This is a genomic window from Halobellus marinus, from assembly GCF_032113415.1.
GTDB classification, from domain to species: domain Archaea; phylum Halobacteriota; class Halobacteria; order Halobacteriales; family Haloferacaceae; genus Haloquadratum; species Haloquadratum marinus.
Genome location: NZ_CP134946.1, coordinates 2330088 through 2352264, shown reverse-complemented (window position 1 = coordinate 2352264; position 22177 = coordinate 2330088). Strand labels below are relative to the sequence as shown.

Annotated in this window: 26 protein-coding genes, 1 tRNA gene and 1 pseudogene; 15 read left to right on the top strand and 13 right to left on the bottom strand. The window is 58.7% G+C overall.

Annotation, left to right across the window (positions count from 1 at the left end):
* Window positions 1-72: 72 nt before the first annotated feature.
* The 7 genes from RJT37_RS11750 to RJT37_RS11720 all read left to right on the top strand — a co-directional run bounded on the left by RJT37_RS11750 (window position 73) and on the right by RJT37_RS11720 (window position 7690).
* Window positions 73-2061: an ABC transporter permease gene (locus tag RJT37_RS11750; protein WP_313684654.1), complete on the top strand. Its 1989-nt coding sequence runs from the start codon at window positions 73-75 to the stop codon at window positions 2059-2061.
* Window positions 2054-2842: an ABC transporter ATP-binding protein gene (locus RJT37_RS11745; protein ID WP_313684652.1), complete on the top strand. Its 789-nt coding sequence runs from the start codon at window positions 2054-2056 to the stop codon at window positions 2840-2842. The genes RJT37_RS11750 and RJT37_RS11745 overlap by 8 nt, the downstream gene beginning before the upstream one ends.
* Window positions 2839-3618, top strand: a complete 780-nt coding sequence (locus RJT37_RS11740) for an ABC transporter ATP-binding protein (protein ID WP_313684650.1) — start codon at window positions 2839-2841, stop codon at window positions 3616-3618. Before RJT37_RS11745 ends, RJT37_RS11740 begins: the two co-directional genes overlap by 4 nt.
* A 53-nt stretch (window positions 3619-3671) precedes the next feature.
* Window positions 3672-5018 carry an ABC transporter substrate-binding protein gene (locus RJT37_RS11735; protein ID WP_313684648.1) on the top strand — a complete coding sequence of 449 codons (1347 nt, stop codon included), beginning with the start codon at window positions 3672-3674 and terminating at the stop codon, window positions 5016-5018.
* Between the two features lie 58 nt (window positions 5019-5076).
* On the top strand, window positions 5077-6600 hold the full coding sequence (locus RJT37_RS11730) for an FGGY family carbohydrate kinase (protein WP_313684646.1): 1524 nt from the start codon (window positions 5077-5079) through the stop codon (window positions 6598-6600).
* A gap of 155 nt (window positions 6601-6755) precedes the next feature.
* Entirely contained in the window at window positions 6756-7505 is a 750-nt protein-coding gene (gene psmA / locus RJT37_RS11725; protein ID WP_311172183.1) for an archaeal proteasome endopeptidase complex subunit alpha, read from the top strand.
* Between the two features lie 110 nt (window positions 7506-7615).
* Window positions 7616-7690: transfer RNA gene (locus RJT37_RS11720), tRNA-Glu, on the top strand.
* Between the two features lie 448 nt (window positions 7691-8138).
* Here the strand turns inward: RJT37_RS11720 and RJT37_RS11715 are convergent.
* Both RJT37_RS11715 and RJT37_RS11710 read right to left on the bottom strand, forming a co-directional pair.
* A pseudogene (locus RJT37_RS11715) lies at window positions 8139-8886 on the bottom strand (IS5 family transposase).
* 512 nt (window positions 8887-9398) lie between these two features.
* Window positions 9399-10538: an ABC transporter ATP-binding protein gene (locus RJT37_RS11710; RefSeq protein ID WP_313684644.1), complete on the bottom strand. Its 1140-nt coding sequence runs from the start codon at window positions 10536-10538 to the stop codon at window positions 9399-9401.
* 192 nt (window positions 10539-10730) lie between these two features.
* On the opposite strand from RJT37_RS11710, the gene RJT37_RS11705 reads away from it, so the two are divergent.
* From RJT37_RS11705 to RJT37_RS11680, 6 genes are all read left to right on the top strand, one after another.
* The gene (locus RJT37_RS11705) at window positions 10731-11348 is read left to right on the top strand and encodes a DUF7437 domain-containing protein (RefSeq protein ID WP_313684642.1); all 618 of its coding nucleotides are present in this window, start codon (window positions 10731-10733) and stop codon (window positions 11346-11348) included.
* Between the two features lie 154 nt (window positions 11349-11502).
* The gene (locus RJT37_RS11700) at window positions 11503-11733 is read left to right on the top strand and encodes a hypothetical protein (RefSeq protein ID WP_313684640.1); all 231 of its coding nucleotides are present in this window, start codon (window positions 11503-11505) and stop codon (window positions 11731-11733) included.
* A gap of 7 nt (window positions 11734-11740) precedes the next feature.
* A complete protein-coding gene (locus RJT37_RS11695) occupies window positions 11741-12154 on the top strand; it encodes a PIN domain-containing protein (protein WP_313684638.1) in 414 nt (137 codons plus the stop codon).
* A gap of 178 nt (window positions 12155-12332) precedes the next feature.
* Window positions 12333-12635: an outer membrane protein assembly factor BamB family protein gene (locus RJT37_RS20795; protein WP_313689951.1), complete on the top strand. Its 303-nt coding sequence runs from the start codon at window positions 12333-12335 to the stop codon at window positions 12633-12635.
* Window positions 12636-12674: 39 nt separating this feature from the next.
* A complete protein-coding gene (locus RJT37_RS11685; RefSeq protein ID WP_313684636.1) occupies window positions 12675-13433 on the top strand; it encodes a PQQ-binding-like beta-propeller repeat protein in 759 nt (252 codons plus the stop codon).
* A 411-nt stretch (window positions 13434-13844) separates the two neighbouring features.
* The gene (locus RJT37_RS11680) at window positions 13845-14042 is read left to right on the top strand and encodes a hypothetical protein (RefSeq protein WP_313684634.1); all 198 of its coding nucleotides are present in this window, start codon (window positions 13845-13847) and stop codon (window positions 14040-14042) included.
* A 220-nt stretch (window positions 14043-14262) separates the two neighbouring features.
* On the opposite strand, the gene RJT37_RS11675 is transcribed toward RJT37_RS11680, so the two are convergent.
* The 8 genes from RJT37_RS11675 to RJT37_RS11640 form a co-directional block, all read right to left on the bottom strand.
* A complete protein-coding gene (locus tag RJT37_RS11675; protein WP_313684632.1) occupies window positions 14263-14403 on the bottom strand; it encodes a hypothetical protein in 141 nt (46 codons plus the stop codon).
* A 304-nt stretch (window positions 14404-14707) separates the two neighbouring features.
* Complete coding sequence (locus tag RJT37_RS11670; RefSeq protein WP_313684630.1) at window positions 14708-15076, bottom strand: DUF5615 family PIN-like protein; 369 nt, start codon at window positions 15074-15076, stop codon at window positions 14708-14710.
* Window positions 15073-15348 carry a DUF433 domain-containing protein gene (locus RJT37_RS11665; protein WP_313684628.1) on the bottom strand — a complete coding sequence of 92 codons (276 nt, stop codon included), beginning with the start codon at window positions 15346-15348 and terminating at the stop codon, window positions 15073-15075. The genes RJT37_RS11670 and RJT37_RS11665 overlap by 4 nt, the downstream gene beginning before the upstream one ends.
* A gap of 241 nt (window positions 15349-15589) precedes the next feature.
* Window positions 15590-16783 carry an HNH endonuclease gene (locus tag RJT37_RS11660; RefSeq protein WP_313684626.1) on the bottom strand — a complete coding sequence of 398 codons (1194 nt, stop codon included), beginning with the start codon at window positions 16781-16783 and terminating at the stop codon, window positions 15590-15592.
* Window positions 16784-16971: 188 nt separating this feature from the next.
* The gene (locus RJT37_RS11655; RefSeq protein WP_313684624.1) at window positions 16972-17340 is read right to left on the bottom strand and encodes a hypothetical protein; all 369 of its coding nucleotides are present in this window, start codon (window positions 17338-17340) and stop codon (window positions 16972-16974) included.
* A gap of 51 nt (window positions 17341-17391) precedes the next feature.
* Window positions 17392-17625 (bottom strand): hypothetical protein, encoded by a 234-nt coding sequence (locus RJT37_RS11650; RefSeq protein ID WP_313684622.1) that lies wholly within the window; start codon window positions 17623-17625, stop codon window positions 17392-17394.
* 58 nt (window positions 17626-17683) lie between these two features.
* Window positions 17684-17974 (bottom strand): hypothetical protein, encoded by a 291-nt coding sequence (locus RJT37_RS11645; protein ID WP_313684620.1) that lies wholly within the window; start codon window positions 17972-17974, stop codon window positions 17684-17686.
* Complete coding sequence (locus RJT37_RS11640; protein WP_313684619.1) at window positions 17971-18582, bottom strand: DUF8168 family protein; 612 nt, start codon at window positions 18580-18582, stop codon at window positions 17971-17973. The genes RJT37_RS11645 and RJT37_RS11640 overlap by 4 nt, the downstream gene beginning before the upstream one ends.
* Here RJT37_RS11640 and RJT37_RS20675 point away from each other — a divergent pair.
* Window positions 18576-18812: a hypothetical protein gene (locus RJT37_RS20675; protein WP_425604916.1), complete on the top strand. Its 237-nt coding sequence runs from the start codon at window positions 18576-18578 to the stop codon at window positions 18810-18812. The two genes, RJT37_RS11640 and RJT37_RS20675, sit on opposite strands and share 7 nt — an antisense overlap.
* A gap of 163 nt (window positions 18813-18975) precedes the next feature.
* Here the strand turns inward: RJT37_RS20675 and RJT37_RS11635 are convergent, their stop codons facing one another.
* Window positions 18976-19791: an IS5 family transposase gene (locus tag RJT37_RS11635; RefSeq protein ID WP_313684617.1), complete on the bottom strand. Its 816-nt coding sequence runs from the start codon at window positions 19789-19791 to the stop codon at window positions 18976-18978.
* Window positions 19792-19887: 96 nt separating this feature from the next.
* Between RJT37_RS11635 and RJT37_RS11630 the strand changes: the two genes are divergently transcribed.
* A complete protein-coding gene (locus RJT37_RS11630) occupies window positions 19888-20253 on the top strand; it encodes a type I glutamate--ammonia ligase (protein WP_313684615.1) in 366 nt (121 codons plus the stop codon).
* A 6-nt stretch (window positions 20254-20259) separates the two neighbouring features.
* Here the strand turns inward: RJT37_RS11630 and RJT37_RS11625 are convergent, their stop codons facing one another.
* Both RJT37_RS11625 and RJT37_RS11620 read right to left on the bottom strand, forming a co-directional pair.
* Window positions 20260-21195: a glycosyltransferase family 2 protein gene (locus RJT37_RS11625; protein ID WP_313684613.1), complete on the bottom strand. Its 936-nt coding sequence runs from the start codon at window positions 21193-21195 to the stop codon at window positions 20260-20262.
* Between the two features lie 117 nt (window positions 21196-21312).
* Complete coding sequence (locus tag RJT37_RS11620) at window positions 21313-22170, bottom strand: glycosyltransferase family 2 protein (protein ID WP_313684611.1); 858 nt, start codon at window positions 22168-22170, stop codon at window positions 21313-21315.
* Between the last annotated feature and the right edge of the window lie 7 nt (window positions 22171-22177).

The window sequence follows — 22177 nt, the reverse complement described above, 5'->3', positions numbered from 1 at the left end:
TCGGCGAACGTTCCGAATCGCAACCCGATACTTTTAACGACGCACACCGGTTCCCACACAGATAGCTTCGCGATGGTTTCGGCTGTACAGCTACTCGACATCCTGCTCAACGGGCTGACGATCGGAATGGTCTACGTGCTCGTGGCGGCCGGTCTCTCGATCGTCTTCGGCGTGATGGGCGTGTTGAACCTCGCTCACGGGGAGTTGCTCGCGCTCGGCGCCTACTTTGCGTTCTCGCTGGTCACGGGATTCAGCGTCGGCGGCTTCTGGGTGGCGTTGATCGTGGTTCCCCTCATCGTGGGACTGCTCGGCGCGCTCGTCGAACGCAAACTCATAAATCGCGTGTACGGCCGCGGACAGTTGGCGCAGATTCTGCTCACGTTCGGCCTGCTCTTGATCATTTACGATCTGAAGCGGTTCGTCTGGGGAAAGAGTCCCAAGTTCTTTTCGCCGCCGGAACTCATCGACCAGACAGTCACCCTCGCCGGATTCTCCTACTCCGGATACAGCTACTTCATCATCGCCTCCGGTGGACTGATCGCGCTCGGTATCTGGGCGTTGCTGCGGTTCACGCGATTCGGCCTGGTCATCCGGGCCGGCTCCGAGGACCGGGCGATGGTGCGGAACCTCGGTGTGGACATCGACCGCTACTACACGCTCGTGTTCGGGTTCGGCGCGGCGCTTGCGGCCTTCGGCGGCGTCGTGCTGGGCGGGTACCAGAACGTCAGCCTGGAAATGGGTAATGCGGTCATCATTCCGGCGTTCGTGATCGTCGTCCTCGGCGGCCTCGGCAGCTTTCGCGGTGCCGTCGTCGGCGGCCTGTTGGTCGGGATCATCCAGAGCGCGGTCAGTACCTTCGTCCCGCAGATCCAGGGTGTCGTCATCTTTCTTCTGATGATCGGTGTCCTCCTCGCCCGCCCGGAGGGACTGTTCGGCGGATCGAAGGAGCAACTCGACGCGGGCCGATCCGAGCCCAGCGAGTTCGTCAGCGGGCTGGGCGGCGGCGTGCTCGGCGACCGCCTGCGGTCCCGGCTGGGAATCGGCGTCGTCGCCGTGCTGGCGCTGGTCCCGGTGTTCAACGGGATCCTCTACTCGGAGTTCGTGGTCTCGCTTCTGATCACCGTGCTGATCTGGGCGCTCTTTGCAATGAGTCTCGATATCGTCCTCGGATACACCGGCCTGATCTCGCTCGGCCACGCGTTGTTCTACGGGCTCGGGGCGTACGCCACCTTGCTCACGCTGTTACACGTCTCGCCGTCGGCGTTCGTCGCCCTCGGGATCGCACTGACCGTGACTGCAGTCACCGCCTGGATCGTCGGGCACCTCGCGATTCGCGTCTCCGGCGTTTACTTCGTGATGATCACCCTGGCGTTCGCGGAGATCGTCCGCCAGGCAGTCTTCAAAATCGATGCGACGGGCGGAAGCAGCGGCCTCTTCGGCGCACCCGAACCGCTGTACGGGGTCGGTGGCGTCGGCATCCGGTTCAGCGAGGTCCTGATCGGTATCGAACCGCTGGCCTTCACGGGAACCTCGCTGTTCTACTACTTCCTCCTCGCGATCGTCGTCGCCGCGTATCTGGCCGTGCGACGGATGATGAACGCCCCGTTCGGGACGGTGCTGCAGTCGATCCGGGAAAGCGAGTTGCGAGCGCGCTTCGTCGGCTACGAGGTGCGTTCGGTGAAGCGCCAGGCGTTCGTCATCAGTAGCACGCTCGCCGGGCTCTCTGGCGCGCTGTTTGCCCTCTTCAATGGGTTCGTCGCGCCGGATCTGCTGAACTGGATCAACAGCGGCAACGCGATCATTATGGTCGTGCTCGGCGGCTCGGGCACGCTCTACGGGCCGATGGTCGGCGCGGCCGTGTTTACGCTCATCGAGCGGCAACTCTCCTCGCTCATCCCCTGGTGGCGCCTGTTGCTCGGGACCCTCTTCGTGCTCGTGGTCCTGTTCCTCCCGAAGGGGCTGGTGTCGCTGCCGACGCGACTTCGCGACCTCCAGCGGTCTCGAGTGGGGGGCAAGCCGCTCTCGACCGACGAGCAACCGGAGGTGGAAGCCGATGACTGAACCGGAACAGACGGACGCCGACGCGGCGCTTCTGCAAACCGCGGGGCTCACGAAGCGGTTCGGGGAGTTCACCGCGGTCGACCACGTCGATCTGATGATCGAGCGGGGCGAGTTCCGGAGCATCATCGGGCCGAACGGCGCCGGGAAGACGACGCTTTTCAACCTCATCAGCGGCGCGATGCGTCCGACCGAGGGGACGATCACGCTCGCGGGGCGGGACATCACCGCCCTCTCGCCTGCCGAGCGGGTCGCGAAAAATATGGCTCGCTCGTTTCAGCTGACGACGGTGTTCAACGGTCTGTCGGTGCACGAAAACGTCCGGTTGGCGGCGCAGTCCGCTCGGTTCGGCACGATGTCTCCCGTCGAGCGGCTGTTCGCTGATCCGGATCGGTTCGACGCGATCAACGATCGGACAGCCGCGATCATCGACGACCTCGGACTTCGAGAGGTCGCGACCGCACAGGCGAGCGATCTCTCATACGGCGACCGACGGCGACTCGAAGTCGCCCTCGTTTTGGCGACTGATCCGGAAGTAGTCCTGCTCGACGAACCGACTGCGGGGATGAGCGGCGACGAGACGGCGGCCACGATCGAACTCATCGAGGAGGTCCTGACGGACAAGACGGTCGTGCTCGTCGAGCACAACGTCGATCTGGTGATGCGAGTCTCCGATCGCATCACGACGCTCAACGACGGGGCGGTAGTCGCCACGGGAACGCCCGACGAGATCGCGAAAAACGAGCAGGTTCGGGAGGCATACCTCGGGGGGTATACCGCGTGACGCCGGACGACGACGCGCCACGGTCGGAGTCCCGACGCCTCGACGATCCGCTGCTGCGTGTGGACGAGGTCACAGCCGGGTACGGCGCGACGACAGTGTTGCAGGGTGTAAGCTTCGACGTCGGCGACGGCGAAGTCGTGGGGATCGTCGGCCGCAACGGCGTCGGCAAGACGACGACACTGCGGACGATTATGGGCTCTTTGACGCCGCGAACAGGGGAGATAACCTACGAGGGACGTTCGATAGCGGACCTCGAACCCGAAGACACCGTCCGTCGGGGGATCGCGCTCGTCCCCGAGGAGCGGCGTATCTTCGGCGGCCTCAGCGTCCGCGAGAATCTCGAACTCGCGCGACTCGGCGGGGGCGACGGAACCAGCGAGTGGGACATCAAAGCGGTTCTGGACACGTTCGAGAATCTGGCGGCGCGGGAGACGGCGGCGGGCAGTACCCTGAGCGGCGGCGAACAGCAGATGCTCGCAATCGGGCGAGCGCTCGTCAGCAACGCCCGTACCTTGCTCCTCGATGAACCGACAGAGGGACTCGCGCCGTACGTCGTCGAACAGGTCGTGGAGACGATCGAAGCGCTGCAGGAGCAGGGACTGACGATCCTGCTGGTCGAACAGAACGTCCGGATGGCACTGGACGTCTGTGATTACATCTACGTGATGGACAACGGCCGGATCGTCCACGAAAGTTCGAGCGATGCGCTCCGCGACGACAACGCGGTACTCGATCGGTATCTGAGTGTCTCACTCGACGGTTCGGCGGAGGACTGACAGCGACGGTGGAAGTCCGTATTATTTTATATCAGCCTTCAATTACGAGTGGTATGGACGGACGCGAGGAGAAGACGACAGGGGTCGACAGATCGACGACCCGTGGAGTGCGGCGACGGCGAGCACTACAGTATCTCGGCGGCGGCGCACTCGCTGCGACGCTCGGAACCGCCGGTTGTATCCAGCAGACGGGAGACGACGGCGGCACCGACACGGCGACGGATACCGACACGGCGACCGACGACGGGTCGACAGCGACGACGGAAAGCGACGGCGGATCGGACGCCGAAGCTCTCACCCTCGGCGTCCTGGTGCCGGAGAGCGGTCCGTCGGCGCCGCTGGGAGGGGCGCAACGTCAGGGGGCCGAACTCGGTGTGCAGTACGTCAACGACAGCGACGAGTTCGACTTCACGATCGAGCCGGTCTACGAGGATACGCAGACGGATCCCTCGACCGGCCTTCAGCGGGCACAGCAGGTCGTCGAGAACGACGGCGCCGACTACATCGTCGGCGCCCTGGAAAGTTCGGTCGCGCTCGCAGTCGCCGATTACGTGAGCGATCAGGACGTCCTCTACACCTCCGGGGCCGCGACGATCGAACTGACAGGCGAGAACTGCAACGCGAACACGTTCCGGACGGAGACGAACGCCGCCCAGCAGATGGCCGGCCTCGTCGACTTCGCCGCCGCGGAACTCGGGTCGAACCTGTGGATTCACACCACCGACGACACGTACGGCAACTCCGCGGTCACGCAGATCAAACGACGGATCGAGGCGCAGGGACTGGATCTGACCGTCGTCGGCGAGACGATGCCCGACAAGGGCACGAGCAACTACGGGCCACAGATCAGCAACATCTCGAACTCCGAGGCGGACGTGTTGGCCCTTCCGGACACCGGGGCGGACCTGATCAACTTTATGAAGCAGGCCAAAAGCAGCGGCCTGACCGACGAGATCGACGTCATCGGGACGGCGATCTTCGCGCAGGTGAGTCGCCAGGCGCTGGGCTCCGATGCGATCGGCGCCTACTCCTCGACGCTGTACAACCACACCCTGGAGACTGGGGACAACCGCCAGTTCGTCGAGGCCTACCGCAACGAGTACGACGGCGTCCCGGGGAGTTTCGCCCGCGTGGGCTACGATATGGTTCGGATGACCGCCCGCGGGATTCAAGCGGCGGATTCGAACGACCCGGTCGACGTCAGCTCGGCGCTCGAAGGACTGGAGATGACGACGGCGCTCGGAACGACGCGGTTCCGCGAGTGTGACCACCAGGCGGTCAATCCGGTCTGGACCGGGCAGGTCGTCGAGGGCGAAGAGATTCCGGGTGTGGAACTGCTCACGAAAGTCTCCGGCGAGGACGCGATCCGGCCCTGTGCGGAGACCGGCTGTAGCCTCTGAGTCCGGATCGACGAGACAGACGACACGGGAGTTCATTCGACCGAACGAGTACTTCGCTATGAACGAAACAAACGTGCTCCTGGCTGTCGACGCCGGAACCTCGACGATCAAGACGGTGGCGTTCGACACGGCCGGGAACGAACTGGCGACGGCGACGCGGGAGACGGAGACGATCCGACCGGCGCCGGGGCACGTCGAACAGGGGATGGTGACCGTCTGGGAGCGGACCGCGGCGACACTCCGTGAGGTGAGCGCAGCGCTCCCCGAGGAGGCTGCACCGATCGGTGTGAGCATCACTGGACAGGGCGATGGCCTCTGGGCGATCACCGACGACGGCGACCCTGTAAGGAACGCCATCCTCTGGTCTGACAGCCGAGCGGCGGGCGTCTTGGAGGAATGGGAAGCAAACGGCCAGTTAGCGTCGATCATCGACCAGTGTGGATCGGCGCCGTATCCGGGGATGAGCCTCCCGCTTTTGGCGTGGCTGGCCCGGGAAGAACCGGCACAGTTCGAGCAGGTGTCGACGATCCTCTCGTGTAAAGACTGGCTCAAGTACAAACTGACCGGTGAGCGGACGCTCGACAACACCGAGGCGACCGTCCCCTATCTGAACAAATCGACCGAGCGCTACGATTCCAGCGTCTTCGAGTTGGTCGATCTCCCGGCGGCAGCGGACACGCTGCCACGGCTGGCGGCGCCGACCGAAACGATCGGTACGATCACGGCTGCTGCCGCCGAATCGACGGGCCTCGAAGCGGGTCTGCCGGTCGTCTCGGGCGTGTTCGACGTGCCCGCCTCGGCGATCGGCAGCGGCGCCGCGACAGCCGGCGGGACCGCCGTGACGCTCGGAACGTCGCTGACTCACCAGGTGCTCGTCGACGGTGCACAGCCGGAAACGTCGGGCATCCAGATGAGTCTCGGTCTGAATGGCCTCTGGACGTACGCGATCGGATCGAACGCCGGCACTCCGAGTCTGGAATGGGCGGCCGAAACGCTCGCGGGAGGCGAAGACGTCGCCGCACTCGAAGATATCGCAACGGCAGCGCCTCCGGGAAGTAACGGCGTCGTGTATCACCCGTATCTGAGCACGACCGGCGAACGCGGCCCGTTCGTCGATCCGAACGCACGTGGCCAGTTCGTGGGGCTGACACCGGAACACGGGACCGAGCACCTCGTTCGGGCGGTTTACGAGGGGCTCTCGCTCGCGATCCGGGACTGCGTTGAGCATTTGCCCGCCGACACCGGCCGGGTGACACTGAGCGGCGGCGGGTCGCGGTCGGACCTATGGTGTCAACTCATCGCCGACTGTCTCGACTGTCCGGTCGCTGTACCTGCAAGCTCCGAGCCGGGGGCGAAAGGTGCAGCAGTCTTGCTAGCGCTGTCGCAAGCGGAGTACCCCTCACTGGAAGCCGCAGTCGACCGGATGGTCACGATCGACCGACGGTTCGAACCGCGGGACGAGGTGGCCGCTCAGTATGAAGCGCTGTATGAGTTCTTCGCGGAGTCCAGACGGGAGATGCAGTCGGTCTGGGCGGACCGCGCGGCAGTGTACAATGAGGCGATTTCGGACCGAACGGAGTGAAAGGCGGATGCAGATGGGTGAATGAACGTAACACGCATCCACGTAGGTTCCTGAAGACTGTGAGGGCAGCGTTCATCGTCAGACTCGCCGACCGATTCCGGTAATATCGGGGGCCGGTGGAGCCTTTATCCGTGCCCGGGCCGGAATAGGAGTAGATGAACCGAAACGACCAGCAAGCGTACGATCGGGGGACGTCGCTTTTCTCCCCGGACGGACGCATCTACCAGGTCGAGTACGCCCGCGAAGCGGTCAAGCGTGGGGCGCCGAGTCTCGGGATCCGAACCACAGAGGGCGTCGTGTTCGCAGCGCGGCGTCGGACGAGTTCGTCGCTGATGGAAAGCGATAGCATCGAGAAACTCCACAAACTCGACGACTATCTGGGGACCGCATCGGCAGGCCACGTCGCTGACGCCCGACGGCTGATCGACGACGCCCGGCGGGCAGCACAGGGAAACCGGCTTCGCTACGGCGAACCGCTCGGTGTCGAGGCCCTCGCGAAGACTCTCTCCGACGAAATTCAGGAAACGACGCAGATCGGCGGCACGCGTCCATTCGGAGCAGCTCTGCTGATCGGCGGTGTCGACGACACCGAGACGGATCCCAGTCCACGGCTGTTCCAGACCGATCCCTCTGGCGCCCCACAGGAGTGGCGCGCCGTTGCGATCGGGTCGGGTCGAGACGACCTCCAGGAGTTCCTCGAGGACAACTGGGCTGACGATCTCTCGCTCGACGAGGGGATCACGGTCGCCGTTCGAGCGCTGCTGGACACGGACGAGGAACTCGATGCGGAGGGAGTGACCGTCGCCACCGTTACGGCCGATGGGTACCGTTCGGTTTCGGACGACCGGATCGGCGAAATCATCGCCGAGTACGGAGCCAACGGCGACTCCGAAAACGAGGAATAAGCCGCCGTTCCGCGGTTTCGACGTGGGGCTCGCCCACGGGACACCACCGCACAGCGTGGCCAAAACGGAACCGTTTTAATTGTCCCACTGATATCGGGAAGTGAAGTAAGGCTCCGTTGGTGTAGTCCGGCCAATCATCTTGCCCTCTCACGGCAAGGACCAGGGTTCGAATCCCTGACGGAGCACTCCCCCCGACGCCTTCTGGCGGTTTTGTCCATTGCGAATGGAGAGTCATAATGTCGCATCAGGGCAATTACACTCGACGGAACCGCTACCCCGACGCAGTCCTTCGATTGTCGAATTGCCTCGCCAAACAGATTCGCCGGAACTCTTCGGAAGGTCATAATGGTTGATCTTGGCGGTATCACCCTCGTACCAGAACCCTCTGCGGAGTACCTCAATCAACGACAACAACTAGACTTGCCTTGTTGAACGCAAGACGGCGACGAGGTTGGGTCGATTGTTTGTAGTCTCAAGCTGTTAGAGGCGCGTTCTTACAGTCAGAAGATGCAGTAGCTGTTACTGACGGCGGTTGTCGAAGGGTCAAAACTATGGTATTTTGCTTCGTTGTGTCAGTGACGACGGCGATGCCTCTCCCAGATACGTCCGGAGAAAGGGAGCAGGCGGCGAGGCCTAACTCGCCGCCTGCGTGAGGTTATGTACGATGCACTTCCGCGTGAGCTCCCGGAACTGGCCGTGCCAGCTCCGGGAGCGCAGCTTCTCGCCGTCGTCTTCCTTCAACTGCGAGAACCCCGTTTCACTCATTCACCGCTGGTTGTAATCCTCGTTCATCCGGGCGTTGTGAGCCTTCTGAAGCGGTGTCTGCTCCCTGTCCTTGATCAACGGTCGCGTTGAGTTTGAGCGACACTCCTCACGGAACTCGCTCCACGAGTAGTTCGCGTCAGCGGACAACACACGCAGGTCTTCCGCGTTCCGGCGGAAGACCTGCATCCCGATGTGGCCGTCCCACGCCTTCTGTGTCGTGTAATGAACGTCTTTGATCGCTAGCGAGTTCACGTCGATCAAGATCGTCGTCTTCATCGACTGCAACGAGTAGTTCGCGCGGTCGCGGTAGTGGTAGCTGGTTTGATCGCACTGGAAGCCACTCGCATCAATCGCGGCTTCACCACTCCAGCCCGTCTGCTCCACAGTGCGGAGCAGGCGGCGGAGTTCACGCATCTACTCGTTTTCCCACCGGCAAAACGAGCTGTAGAGTCTCACGGAGACTCTTTTTGAGCTCGACGCGGTACAGAATCAACGCGATCTGTACCCACTCGGCGTACCCGTCCGCGCCGTCCGGCGCGGCGGGTACGTCCGAGTCATCAACATGCTGTTTGGCAAGGTCTCGACACATCCAAGCAAGCCGTCTGAGCGATGCCATATCGCCAGACGGCGTCCATTTCCGGGTTAATCTGGCGGAAGATCACAGTAAGAGCGTTTGAGACTGTCGTCACTAGGCGGCAAAACAAGGCATCCTGTCTTCAAGCAGTTCTCGAATATCCGACATATCCTTGTTCGGGATCAACTGGTCTTCGATCGGTTCGTGACCACGTTAACGCTGCCGCGCACGGCTATCGAGATGACTTTGCTGCGATGTGCCGAGCCGTAACAAGGGGGAGCACAGATGTGTCTGGTATGAACACTAACCTCGTACCCCTCCTCGATTGTTCGGTTCGTGATATGCTTGAGTGTGCGCGAGTAGGAGGCCGTTGTCGTATCGACCTGCATCTCGAAGTCGGCGGTGGATCGAGACGCGTCCGGACGTGCTCGAACGTCGTCGCGCCACGGGAATGATCGTAGAGCACTTATGATCTATGTGGGATCTCGAAGAATCAATTCCGTGCTCAAGTGGGCACTGGGTAACCGCTCGAACAGAGGATACCGATGGGATCGTTACGCCGGATCCACTACTGAGGGGGAGGTTCGCTCGCTCTTCCCCTTCGCGACGAGCTCGTCCGTCGTCGAGTCGAAGACGTAGAGGCCGTCTCTGTCTATCACAATCGGAATCGAATCTCCCTCGCTAACCTGATTTTCAACGGGGATTGTGATTTGGACCGATTTGTCTGCGAACTCAAGTGTCCCTAGGACTCGATCACCGATCTGTTCCAGCAATCTGACCTGTCCTACCAAGTCCGCCTGTTCCTCGTCGACGATCGTCGCTTCACTGGGACGGAAACCAACGTAGACCTGTTCGTCGGTCGATTCATTTTTGACATAGTCAACGTCAAACCCAATCGTCGTCTCTTGGAAGGTAACCTCTCCATCACTCTCGTCGAGATGCCGAAGCGTCGCCTCAAACATATTCATACTTGGCAACCCGATGAACTCCGCTACAAACCGACTGGTCGGATGGCGGTACAACTCCTCTGGAGTTCCAACCTGTTCGAGGTTGCCATCCCGCATTACTCCGATACGATCGCTCATCGTGAGCGCTTCCTCCTGATTGTGAGTCACATATAATGTCGGTTTACCCATCTTTCTGTGGAGCTTTTGAATCTCCTGGCGTATTTCCAGCTGTAACTTGGCGTCCAAGTCACTCAACGGTTCGTCCATCAAGAACCCGACCGGTTCTTGGATAGCGACTCTCGCTAACGCGGCACGCTGGCGTTGCCCACCGCTTAGTTCACCGGGATACTTTTCGAGTAGCTCCCTGATCTGCATCATCTCGGCGACATCCGCTGCCTTCTGTTTCCGCTCCTCAAGCGGGACCCGTCTGATTTTCAACGGATACGCAATATTCTCTGTTATAGTCATATGCGGGTACAGAGCGATGCTCTGAAACATCATCGCTAGTTCCCGCTTGTTCGGAGGCGTATTGGTAACGTCCTTGTTTCCGAATTTTATCGTACCGTTGGTCGGGTCTTCGAGCCCAGCGATACAGCGAAGGGTCGTCGTTTTTCCACACCCGGACGGACCGACCAGGGTGAAAAATTCTCCTTCGTTGATCTGTAAGTCGATGTCGTCTACAGCTGTGATGGTACCTTCTGGAGTCGCGAACTCCTTCCGTAGCGATTGGACTTGGATTTTCGTCATTATTATCTTGTATTGTTGGTGTTTGTTTTTATGTAGTTTTCCTAATTTGTAATCTATTCTGTGATTGTCTTGCGACTAGACACCTCCCGCACTGAAGCCTTTGAGCAGGTACTTTTGAAGGGAGTACACGAAGATGAACGCGGGGAGTACGATCAAGGCACACGCGGCCATCACCTCTCCCCAGAGGATTTGATGCTGCTGGGTGAAGGCGAAAACTCCGACGGTCAGCGGCCAGAGTTCTTCGCTGTCCAGAAGTTGTTGAGTACGCCCGAACTCGCTCGGTTCTACACTGACTTGTTGATTCACTCCCCCACGACGATTCCTGCGGTACGGGAGCGACAGGACCCCTCGAAAAGCACTGCGTACAAATATGCGAACACGCTGGCTGAACTCGGGGTTGCGGAAGAACTCGACGAGTATGATGAAGGCTCAGCACGGTGGCGTGCTGACCCTGTGAGCGGTGACTGGACCGGTGAGATGACCTTGGAAATCGGACCAACCATCATTGCCGTCTACGGGGCAGTCAGCGTTGACGAGGATCTCAAACTCTTCGTTGATCAGCACGGGCAAGCATCACTCGCAGCTGCTGTGATGGCGACCCTAGAGTATCTACACGGGGCGACGACACGCCGCGGTGTGGCGGATGATCTCGGCATCCCCGCTGTCGAAGCGATCGCCGTCACACAAGCCATCGAACGAATCGTGGCCGTGGTTCAGGAGTACGATCCAACGCTCAGTGACACGGCGTTCGACGTCGATATTCACGAGCGAGCGATTGCGCAGGGGCCCTACCAAGTGATCGATGAGTGACGAACACCCCTCGCCACTTCCCTGCGCCCTGATTCTCGACATAAGCTTTCTCCGAACGATCGGGGGGACAGACACGTCTCAGTATCAAACAGAAGGTTCTCAAATCAGCCGGAAACCGCAAAACACAATATTCTGTATTTACAAAGTTTTCTGTATGCCCAGTATCACGGTCAACGTAGATGACGATCTCAAAGACCGAATGGAGAACCACCCAGAAATCAACTGGAGTGAGGTCACTCGACAGGCCATCCAAGAGAAAATCGAGACGCTCGAAGTGATGGATGAACTCACCAGCCAAAGCAACCTCACCGAGAGCGACGTGACAGAGATTGCAGACCGAATCAACAAGAGCGGGCGCGAACGCGTCGAAGAACAGTCGAACTAGCTCTTAGATGAAGCTGGTTATCGACGCTAACGTCGTCATCTCCGCGCTTATCGCAGATTCGAAAACGCGCGAACTCATCGTCACGCTCGACCCGGACCTATTGACGCCAGCGTTTGTCCACGACGAAATCGATAACTACGAAGATCTGATCGTCGAGAAGTCCGGGATGAAACCGCATCGCGTCCAGCAGTTCGTTGACCTCCTGTTCCAGTACATCGAGGTCATCCCCGTAGACGAGTTCTATCCCTCCATCGAGAATGCCAAGGCGGCAATCGGTGAGACCGACCCTGACGACGTGCTGTACGTCGCGTGTGCTCTGGCGTATGATGCCGACATCTGGAGCGACGATTCCGATTTCGACGAACAGGACGTCGTCGAGACGCACTCGACGAGCGACGTAATCGACTCGTTCGACACCTAGTAACCGACCGAGACTGACGGTTACAGAATACGACGAGGTCCAACTCCGTCAGGACAGGGGTGCTTCGTGATGGTTGTGTTGGTACTCAATTTGACGAAGATAGCCGGGTTCAAAGGCCGCAAAAAATAAAGTTGGATGGGTTCTCTCTCGGAACTATGGCTGACCGGAACGTGCGGATATTCAATCCGACTCACCGGTAGATACAACAGGATATTCTGGACTGACTGACAACCCCACCGTTCAGTGGTCTCACAGTTTCCCCACAAAGATACGGGAAATCGCTGTCTGGGACAGACAAGTGTACGCTACAGGAGAGGATACAAGCATCACGGCGTTTGGTATAGATGGTGCCCCGGAATGGCGGTTCGAAACTGATGGATCGGTAGACTCGTCGCCAGTAGTGGTCGATGGAACTGTCTACGTTGGGAGTATGGACAACCACGTCTACGCATTAGACGCGGCCAGTGGGACCGAACAATAGTGCTTCGAGACTGCTGGTTCTGCGTCATCACCAGCGGTGGTGGACGGGACTGTTTACGCTGGGAGCTTATCCCAAGGGAACGGTCACGTCTACGCGATCGACGCGGCAAGTGGAACCGAACAGTGGCGGTTCGAGACTACTGGGCCAGTAGCCTCATCACCAGCAGTGGTGGACGGCACTGTCTACGTTGGGAGTAACGATGAGCACGTCTATGCGATTGACACAGCAAACGGGACCGAACAGTGGCGGTTTGAGGCTGATGGGCCAGTAACCTCGTCACCTGTGGTCGTTGACCACACCGTCTACGTTGGAAGTGGCGGTGGTTTGCATAGTAATGAGTATAACGTCTACGCGGTAGAAGCGGCCAGCGGAACTCAACGCTGGCGCTTCGAAGCTGAGGAGGCAGTGACGTCATCACCAGCGATAGTGGACGGCAGCGTCTACATCGGGAGTGGCGATGTTTTTGATGATGAGTGTTGCGTCTACGCATTGAATGCAGCACTCGGAACCGAACAGTGGCGGTTTGCGGCTGATGGGCCAGTCACCTCGTCACCTGCAGTAGTGGACGGCACTGTCTACGTTGGGAGCGATGATGGTCACGTCTACGCGGTGGACGCAGCCAGTGGGACCGAACAGTGGTGCTTCGAGACTGATGGGCAAGTGCGGTCGTCACCAGTAGTGGTAGACGGGACTGTCTACGTCGCTGGCGGAGGAACCGTGTATGCGCTGGCTGGTACGGGGACGGAAGTCTTCGGGGAGGAAACTGAGCAGACAGGAACCGACACACGGATCTACTAGTCGTGCTCAAGTTGCGAGGTCGACCTCCCCGGGTACGACAATCTAAAGTTCAGCCGGTGTATGGTGTGAAACAGTGACTCTGCGGTAGTTGGAATACAGCGTTCGATGAATCTGCTTGTGCTGACTGTCTCCTCCCTATGTTGTATGCCATTTCTGATTCGCATCTGATAGATACCGCTCGTCGATCACTCTTCAGTCTGGACTGACCGATTCCTGTGGCGGTGTGAGACGTCTTCTATGACCCCCTCGTTGAGTTCAGCTGTCATCTCATTCACTCAGACTTCATTTTACCTGTTATTTCTCTTGGTGGTGCGCGCCACATTCACGATTCGATTGGACTACTCGGAACCGGTGATACTGTTTTATCCTTTTAACACCAACAGTTGTCTTACCGCAAGGACGTGATGACTGATGGTACAGCAAAGCACTCCGTACGCACTCACTGGTCTGGGACTCGTCGTCGGTCTTATGACTCTTCTGTTCGAACCATTCTCGACGCCGATAGTGAACCACTTCGTTGGTGGACTCTTCCTTGCAATCGCCACCGCCAGCGTCGCATATATGATAGTTGCATTTAGTGGCCCGGACGAACGGCGCCCGGATTTCTGAGCCACCATTGCATAGGCATAAGATAGAATCAAGTACTATATTGTCACGCCTGTTCTCCCAGGGATGCGCCGCCACGATCGCTGCAACTCCACTGTCCTTTCGCTAAACACCCCCCACGGAGTACAGTTCCAACAGGGACCGACCACCGGGCCCCAGACCCACCAAGGCCCTCTTCACGACGAACCGCTTCGATCACGCCCGGCGCGTCGACCGGTCCGTCCTACTCCAACGCGTCGGCGACGGCTTCGAGCGCTGCGATCGCCGCCCGCACTTCCGCTTCGACGTCCGCGTCGGCTTTCCCAGTAGCGTCCCGACCGGCGTCAGCCGCTGCGGACGTCGCCCCCGAAGCCACGTCACTCACGTCTCCTCCGACCGCATCGAGTCGCTGCTGTGTGTCCTGGTGACCGGTTCACTATCACCGTCACCCTGAGCGTGTCCATTCGGCTCCCCAGCTACCTCTGGGTCCGAAGTCGATCCTGGTTCTAGTCCGAGCAGTGAGTCTGTAAGCGAAATCCGTCACTCACGGTGAGCATCCATCACCGAGGTCATTGACGGACCGTTCGAGACCCACAAGCAGCCTGATGGCTCAGTCAGCGACTCCTGACTTGACATACCGAACGAGAACTGCTCAGTACAAGTGAGGTATGCGGTACGGAGGGCCGACGTTACTCGTGGAGCCACTCGTACCACTCCCCAAGATCGACGAGTCGATTGTCGACTCCTTCGGGCCCGTACTGATTGAACACCACGTCAACGGTTCGGGCAAGCCCTTCCGGGTCAGTGTCGGGACGGGTCTGGTCGTAGTAAAGCAGGATCCCCGCGTGAGTGTATTCGTGGTGTAATGACTCGAAATCTTTTGCGTTGTTCGTCACCAGGACAGTACCGGACTCGCCACACCACGATACCAGGTCGGCGTCGCTCGTGTGTTCACCAAATCGGTCTTTCGCCTGTTCCACATCATAGCCGCGTTCTCGGAGTACGCGCTCGAAAACTCGCCCGACGTGTTCATCAAGCAGAATCTGAACCCCTGTCACTTGACCGGTTCTTTGGGCTTCAGTGATGAGTCCCGAACGCGCTCAAACGCCGATTCGTTCTCCCGTTCCAGCTCACGCAGTTCGTCGATGTGCGCGTAGTAGTAGGAGAGCGACTCGTAAACATCTGTGAGGCGAACATCCAGCTGATCTGCAACGTACGCAGGAGACTGCCCGCTGTCAATCACCCGTGCGGCAATGTGGCGAACGCCGATCCGTGTGCCGTCGATTCGTGGCTCGCCGCCGAGCACATCTTCGTCGTGGGTGATACTCATACAACCTGGTAGGTCTGCCTGTCGGTTATATCTTTCCGGCACTCCAGTCCGTCGTCCCGAATCAATACGCACGCCTGTCCGAGCGGGGATGTGCCGCCACGATCGCTGTAACTCAACGATCACGTCCGCTGGGCACCGCCACGGCGTACAGATTCAACAGGCACCGACCACCGACTGCCAGACCCACCACGTCCTTCTTCACGATGGACCCGTTCGCTGTCAGCGCGTCGCGTGGCCTGCCCTACTCCAACGCGTCGGCGACGGCTTCGAGCGCTGCGATCGCTTCCCGTACTGCTTCGTCGACAGCAGCGTCGGTCTCCCCAGCAGTGTCCCGACCAGCGTCCGTCGCTGCGGACGTCCGTTCCGGCGTCGTGTCACTCACGTCCCCGCCGACCGCATCGAGTCGCTGCTGGGCGGCACTCGCTGCAGCAGCGGCGTCCGCGTCATCGGTCGGTTCGCCAGCCGACGCTCGGTCCGTCTCCGTGGTCGTGTCGGGCCCCGCGTCCTCGAACGTCCCGGTACTGGTCGGGCGCCCACCCCGATTGGAGTACGCATCCGCAGGGAACCCGTACGCTCGGGCGCGCTTCTCCTTGTTGAACGTCGTGCGGCGCGTGATGCCGAGGACGTCAGCGACAGTCCGCCGATCACATCCCCGATCGATCGCTTGCCGGACCTGCTCGTCCTCCATTCGCTGTAGGAGTTCCTGTGGGTCTTCCGGGATGTGCCCGCGGGCCGAGGTGTCGATCTGCCCGGTGAGCCCCCACTGGTTCGTCTCGACGTCCTTGTCGACGAGTTGCGTGTCGCGTTCCGCAACACGGTCGTCCAACCCCATCAACACCCACAGGCGTTCCCGCACCGCTGAGACGGTTAACTCCCCGGTGACCTCCGCCGCCACATCGCCGGTTCGCGCCGGGCCGTCTTCTTCGAGCACCCGGAGGATGTCGATGTCCTGCGGGAGCAGCGCACTCACGTCCGCCTCCGAGAGGTCAACCGGGGCGTCATCGCGCGTCGCTTGCTGGTGATGCCAGGTGTGACACCTCCGACACACCACCGTCAGATTATCCGGGTGGTGGACGTCCACATCACTCCGATTTCGGTCTATGTGATGGATCTGTAGCGTCGCTAACCCACCTTCCTCCGGGCCGCGCCGCCCACACAGTTGACATCGGTAGCCCGCGTCCGCTAGCATTTCCTCCCGCGTCTCCGGCGGCAACACCGACGCGTCCGACTCCTGTACTTCGTCGTCCCGGTCGGCCTCGGCATCGCTCTCCGGATCCCGATCGGTCGTGTTCGTCTCCGTCCGAGTGTCCGCGTCCGATTCCGTCTCCGTGGACGTCGCCGACTCGTCGTCCGCGTCCGCATCGGTGTCCGCATCCGCGTCGGTTGGTGGCTGTTCAACTGGATCGTGGTCGTCGTTCGAGTGTGGTTTCGACATATTCGCTAGCGCAGTCGCTGATTACTCGGTCGTTCACTCCGCCCAGCCCGCTCACGGCGTCTCGAACGCCGGTCACCCGGGTTCCAGCGACTCCGCCCAGCCACGCAGCTTCATCACGAACCCCGCAGGACGGCGCCCCGGCCCGACCGCGGCCACGCCGCTCTCGGTCACACTCCTGTCGTGACGTCTCATTCGGACCCCCCGCCCGACGCACTCGATTCACTGACACCGGTGCGCGCCGGGACGCGGTCCGCCTCCGGCGGTCGGACTCGGACCTCTCCGAACCCGAACCGTGAATGCGTGCCGATCCGTCGCACGCCGTTTTTCGCCGTTTCGACGATCCGGTCGGGGTCCCCGGCGAACCCGACGCGTTGCCCGTGATCCAGGACTTCTAAGTCGTACGTCGTGTCGTCAGCGACGAGTCGTGCCGCCCGCCGCCGCATCCCCGTCGCCTTCGAGTAGTTCCCCGGCCCCGACTGGTCCGACGTGTCCCACCACCACGGCACCGGTTGGGACTCCGCGCCTGGATAGTCGGACTGGGCGACGTACGGCGTCACCAGTTCGATCCGACACGGGTCCGCAGCGCGGGCCGCATCCCGCAGCCGGGTCTACTCCAGGTCATCCAGCTCCACGAGTTGGGAATCGACGAGCTCGAACAGGCCGAACCCGTAGTTCCGCGCCCCGCCCAGCCGGAGCCCGTCCAACACCACGTCGTCAACCGGGAGGATCTCGTCGCGTGTCCCCTCCGGGACGTGCAGGTAACACTGCACATACCAGTCCACGGTGCGGCGCCGGTGCCGCTGCCCGTCGGGTCGCCCGAACGTCGTGGTCGGCGCCATCACCACCCGGTCCCCGTACGTTTGGAGTGGGACCGCGTTGTGCGCATCCCGAGGCCGGGAGTCAAGCAGCCACCGCTGAGCCGCCTTCCCGGAACACGAACAGATCTTCATACTGCTCAACAGCGGGCAGCGACCCCCCTTGCTTGCCCGCAGAGCCCGGATTCGAATGGGAATCCGGGAACGACGCGTACTCCCCCGGGACGAACTGCCCGTGACTCACGTGTAGATGTTGGCGGGTCTGGTCGTCCGCTCGTCGCGCGATCGCGTGATACAGGGCGTTGCCCGTCACGAAGTACGGATGCCCGTAGTACGGTATCTCCACAGCGAACAACACCTGTTGCACCAGCGTCACCGCCCGTCACCTCCCAGGGGTGCGTCGGCGTTGGTGTCGGTGACAGCAGCGCCCCACCCGCGCCACCGGTGGACGTCCTCCACGTACTGGAGGGCCGTCGAGACCGCGCGGATCCGGCGCAGCTGCGCGTCCAGCACCCGCGTCGCGTGCGTCGATACATCGAGCGGGTGGGCGGGAAGGCGCCCCCACACGTCCGCAGAGCACCGCGCCGGAACCGTTCCCAACTGTGCCGCCGGGCCCGAGGGGTCACCCGTGACCGTCACGGTCACACGTGGTGTCGCAAGCACCGTTCGAATCGGTGTCACCACGTCGGCTCGGGCGAGCGTTCCCGGCGCCGGACACACCGCGTCGATCCCGGTCCCAGAATGGACCTCCAGGGACAACTCGTGGAAGTCATACCCCGCCCGGTAATTATCGAGCAACGCCGCCGTCAGCAGCGTGTGGATCTTCGCTGACGTGTACGGGTAGAACGGTGATTCCGAACAGCGACTCGCCGTTTCCGACGTCAGCCACCGGCGATGCAGCACCTCGGGATCCGTCGACGTGACGAGCGGCGCGAGTTCCTCCTGGGCAAGGGTGCCCGAGTCACCAGCGAACTCGCCTGTCAACAATAGCGCGCTACTTTATCGGAGGAGTAATTAATCACTCGCCTACAATACTAGCTTTTACGGCACCAAATATTACGTCATATCGGCGCCTTCGCCACAGTTCTATATCGGACCTCGCATCTTGGGGTTATGGAAACAGGGACGCTCTCATCCGTGTACCCAAAATTTCTACAACGAATGATGCCTTGTTGAACGCAAGACAGCGACGGGGTAGGGTCGATTGTTTGTAGTCTCACGCTGTCAGAGGTGCGTTCTTACAGTCAGAAGATACAGCGGCTGTTACTGACAGCGGTTGCCGAAGGGTCAAAACTATGGTATCTTGCTTCGTTGTTTCGGTGACGACGGCGATGCCTCTCCCGGATACGTCCGGAGAAGGGGAGCAGGCGGCGAGCCCTAACTCGCCGCCTGCGTTAGGTTATGGACGATGCACTTCCGAGTCAGCTCCCGGAACTGGCCGTGCCAGCTCCGGGAGCGGAGCTTCTCGCCGTCGTCTTCTTTCAACTGCGAGAAGCCCGTCTCACTCATCCAGCGTTGGTTGTAATCCTCGGTCATTCGGGCGTTGTGGGCCTTCTGCAACGGTGTTTGTTCCCTGTGCTTGATCAGTGGTCGCGTTGAGTTCGAGCGACACTCCTCACGGAGTTCGCCCCACGAGTAGTTCGCGTCAGCAGACAATACACGCAGGTCTTCCGCGTTCCGGCGGAAGACCTGCATCCCGATGTGGCCGTCCCACGCCTTCTGTGTCGTGAAATGAACGTCTTTGATCGCTAGCGAGTTCACGTCGATCAAGATGGTTGTCTTCATCGACTGGAACGAGTAGTTCGCACGGTCACGGTAGTGATAGCTGGTCTGATCACGCTGGAAGCCACTTGCATCGATTGCGGCTTCACCACTCCAGCCCGCCTGCTCCGCCGAAGCGCGGAGCAGGCGGCGGAGTTCACGCATCCGATACTCGTCTTCCCACCGGCAGAACGAACTGTAGTGTGGTGCCTCGTTGAGATCAAATACGGCGAGGATACCGGGCATCTCGTTGAGGTAGTCTTCAGTCTCACGAAGACTCTTCTCCAACTCAACGCGGAACAAAATCAACGCAATCTGTGTCCACTTGGCGTACCCGTCCGCGCCGTTCGGCGCGGCGGGTACGTCAGGGTCATCTACGTGCTGTTTGGCAAGATCTCGACACATCCGAGCGAGCCGTCTGAGCGATCCCATATCGCCAGACGGCGTCCAATTCCCGGTTAGCTTGACGGTATTTTCCTGTGAGAGCGTCTGAAACTACAGTTAGCTAGCGGCAAAACAAGGCAACGAATGAAGGACAAACACGAATCGAATTCAAAGCCGTCGATAATACTGCTAACCCCATATCTTGCACTACTAGGAATTCTTGCAGCCGGATATTCAGGTATACAGAACCGGGTTCAGCCAGATAAGCCATTGAGTAAAGACGCTGCTAACCTATCTAAATCAGAAAGACAGGAGAATGCAGTTTCCCCGCTTCCCCACACACTCTCAGAAGCTCTGGATGCATTAGAATCTGATAACACAATAAAGACTGCTTTGGGAGAGAATTTGTCTACCTCATATATCGTTACTAAGCGCCAACAGATCACACATCTTACAGAGTCAGATATGTCGCGAGAAGAATACCGTAATAAGCAATATAAGCTTTTTTAGACCGTATTAGGCGCGTTCTTGCCAATATCCATCCCAGTAACCTTTCAACCAATACCCCACGGAAATATCCCCGGAAGACAACCCGCGTATTATCTGACCTATTGATGGAGACCCCCCTTTCTCACTTGTAATGAACCGAAATAAAGATCGATTCAGATTTACATCAGATACATATTTTTTTCGGAATCTTATACCATTTCGAGCGTACCAATAGGTTCCTGGGTACGAGGATACTGTTCGAGATCCCCCAGAAGCAGTTTCAAGATGATACAATAATGAAGAGGGGTCATAAATTAATTTCTCTCCTTTTTTGTAAAGCCGAGTCATAGTATCCCACTCCTCAAAAATGGACATACCCTTGTACTCCGGGTCAAATCCGCCTATGGCCGTGAGCTTTGACGATTTGAAGGACATATTGGCGCCTCTGAACAACGGGACTGAGACTGCTTGTGGTGGTACCCATCGGCCAGACATATCTGTAACTTCACCATATTCATTAATGGAATTTCTTCCCGTCCCATCCTGAATAGTTTTAGAGACTGGCTCTAAGTCATCATTCGTCTTTAACGCTGGACCACCAACCGCTGCAATGTCCTCATCACTCTCGTAGCGTTGCTGAATCGCGTATAACCAATTTTCAGGGCATACGACATCATCATCAACATAACAGATTATTTCTGATTCAGAACGGTTTAGCAGGATATTTCGCGCTTCAGGAAGCGTCCAGCCTTCCTCCTGTCTTATGTATGTAATATCAATATTATTCATATGGTTTTTCTCACGTATCTCTAATACTAGTTCCTCCGTCTCATCTTGCAAGGATACGCTATCATCAGCAATTAATATTTCATTAGGAAGAACAGACTGTGAGATAATACTTTGGAGTGTGCGATCCAGTTGTTCTGGTCGATCACGAGTAACAATCCCAATGGCAGAATCCATCTTCAGCACCCGATGTTGTAAGGAAATACTTAATTCATTCTAGTTTCATTCGCTAATCGTGCTATATATTTTAATGAAAATAAATATAACTAATTTTTAGGTTTAATTTCGGACCCTTCATCGAAGGAGGTTCTTTCGGACGCTCTCAGTTATATACTCTGGAAGAAATCGATAATCTGTTATTGCGGCTTGTCTTAGATGGTGAAGTCGATCTTCAGTACATCCCAACTCACCATATACCATTGCTAATCGATATTGTTGGTATGCGTAGGACTTTGGATGGTTTTTGTAATCATCTTTGTTTTTCGATAGTATTTGCTTCAAAGCTCCCGCCTGGGTTTCCCGATCTACAGATATACTATCTGTTTGCACAGGAACAACACACAATGGCAGATCAATAAATTTAAATTCATAACTCTTAGAGATTCTCAGAGCTAGTTCCCAATCTTCTAATGCTGATAGTGACTCGTCAAATCCCCCGAGTTGAGTTGCCACATCGCGGTGAAGGACCAATGTTGATGTCGTAATAAAGTTATCTCTAAGTAACTCTTTATAGGTTTCTAAACCCGATAGGCTAGGGTCCGCAATAATCCGTCTAGCATAGTTCTCTGTCACTCTATGAAAACTGCTTGCGACTGCTGCTGGTTCTTTCATTTCTTTGAGGTGTCCCACTTGGCAGGAAAGTTTCATTGGCATCCACACATCATCGCTATCAATAAATGCGATATATTTTCCTGATGCGAGGTCTATCCCGAGGTTACGAGCGATAGCAGGGGATCTCGGGGATTGAGTGTACACATATCTGACCCGGTTGTCAGCGATTGATCTAACAGTTTTATATGTTCCATCATCTGAACCACCGTCAATTATTATACATTCCAAATCACTGAATTCTTGCGATAAAACACTTTTCAAAGCGCGACCAATAGTCTCCCTTCGATTATATGTAGGAAGGACAACTGAAACTTCAGGCATTCTATGG

What these genes read in the sequence shown, in the direction of transcription:
- RJT37_RS11710 (WP_313684644.1), bottom strand. Translation starts at nt 10,538, where the DNA reads ATGACGAAAATCCAAGTCCAATCGCTACGGAAGGAGTTCGCGACTCCA.
- RJT37_RS11630 (WP_313684615.1), top strand. Translation starts at nt 19,888, where the DNA reads ATGAAGGACAAACACGAATCGAATTCAAAGCCGTCGATAATACTGCTA.
- RJT37_RS11695 (WP_313684638.1), top strand. Translation starts at nt 11,741, where the DNA reads ATGAAGCTGGTTATCGACGCTAACGTCGTCATCTCCGCGCTTATCGCA.
- RJT37_RS11730 (WP_313684646.1), top strand. Translation starts at nt 5,077, where the DNA reads ATGAACGAAACAAACGTGCTCCTGGCTGTCGACGCCGGAACCTCGACG.
- RJT37_RS11735 (WP_313684648.1), top strand. Translation starts at nt 3,672, where the DNA reads ATGGACGGACGCGAGGAGAAGACGACAGGGGTCGACAGATCGACGACC.
- RJT37_RS11680 (WP_313684634.1), top strand. Translation starts at nt 13,845, where the DNA reads ATGGTACAGCAAAGCACTCCGTACGCACTCACTGGTCTGGGACTCGTC.
- RJT37_RS11620 (WP_313684611.1), bottom strand. Translation starts at nt 22,170, where the DNA reads ATGCCTGAAGTTTCAGTTGTCCTTCCTACATATAATCGAAGGGAGACT.
- psmA (WP_311172183.1), top strand. Translation starts at nt 6,756, where the DNA reads ATGAACCGAAACGACCAGCAAGCGTACGATCGGGGGACGTCGCTTTTC.
- RJT37_RS11635 (WP_313684617.1), bottom strand. Translation starts at nt 19,791, where the DNA reads ATGGGATCGCTCAGACGGCTCGCTCGGATGTGTCGAGATCTTGCCAAA.
- RJT37_RS11665 (WP_313684628.1), bottom strand. Translation starts at nt 15,348, where the DNA reads ATGAGTATCACCCACGACGAAGATGTGCTCGGCGGCGAGCCACGAATC.
- RJT37_RS11700 (WP_313684640.1), top strand. Translation starts at nt 11,503, where the DNA reads ATGCCCAGTATCACGGTCAACGTAGATGACGATCTCAAAGACCGAATG.
- RJT37_RS11705 (WP_313684642.1), top strand. Translation starts at nt 10,731, where the DNA reads ATGCTGCTGGGTGAAGGCGAAAACTCCGACGGTCAGCGGCCAGAGTTC.
- RJT37_RS11745 (WP_313684652.1), top strand. Translation starts at nt 2,054, where the DNA reads ATGACTGAACCGGAACAGACGGACGCCGACGCGGCGCTTCTGCAAACC.
- RJT37_RS11660 (WP_313684626.1), bottom strand. Translation starts at nt 16,783, where the DNA reads ATGTCGAAACCACACTCGAACGACGACCACGATCCAGTTGAACAGCCA.
- RJT37_RS11750 (WP_313684654.1), top strand. Translation starts at nt 73, where the DNA reads ATGGTTTCGGCTGTACAGCTACTCGACATCCTGCTCAACGGGCTGACG.
- RJT37_RS11625 (WP_313684613.1), bottom strand. Translation starts at nt 21,195, where the DNA reads ATGGATTCTGCCATTGGGATTGTTACTCGTGATCGACCAGAACAACTG.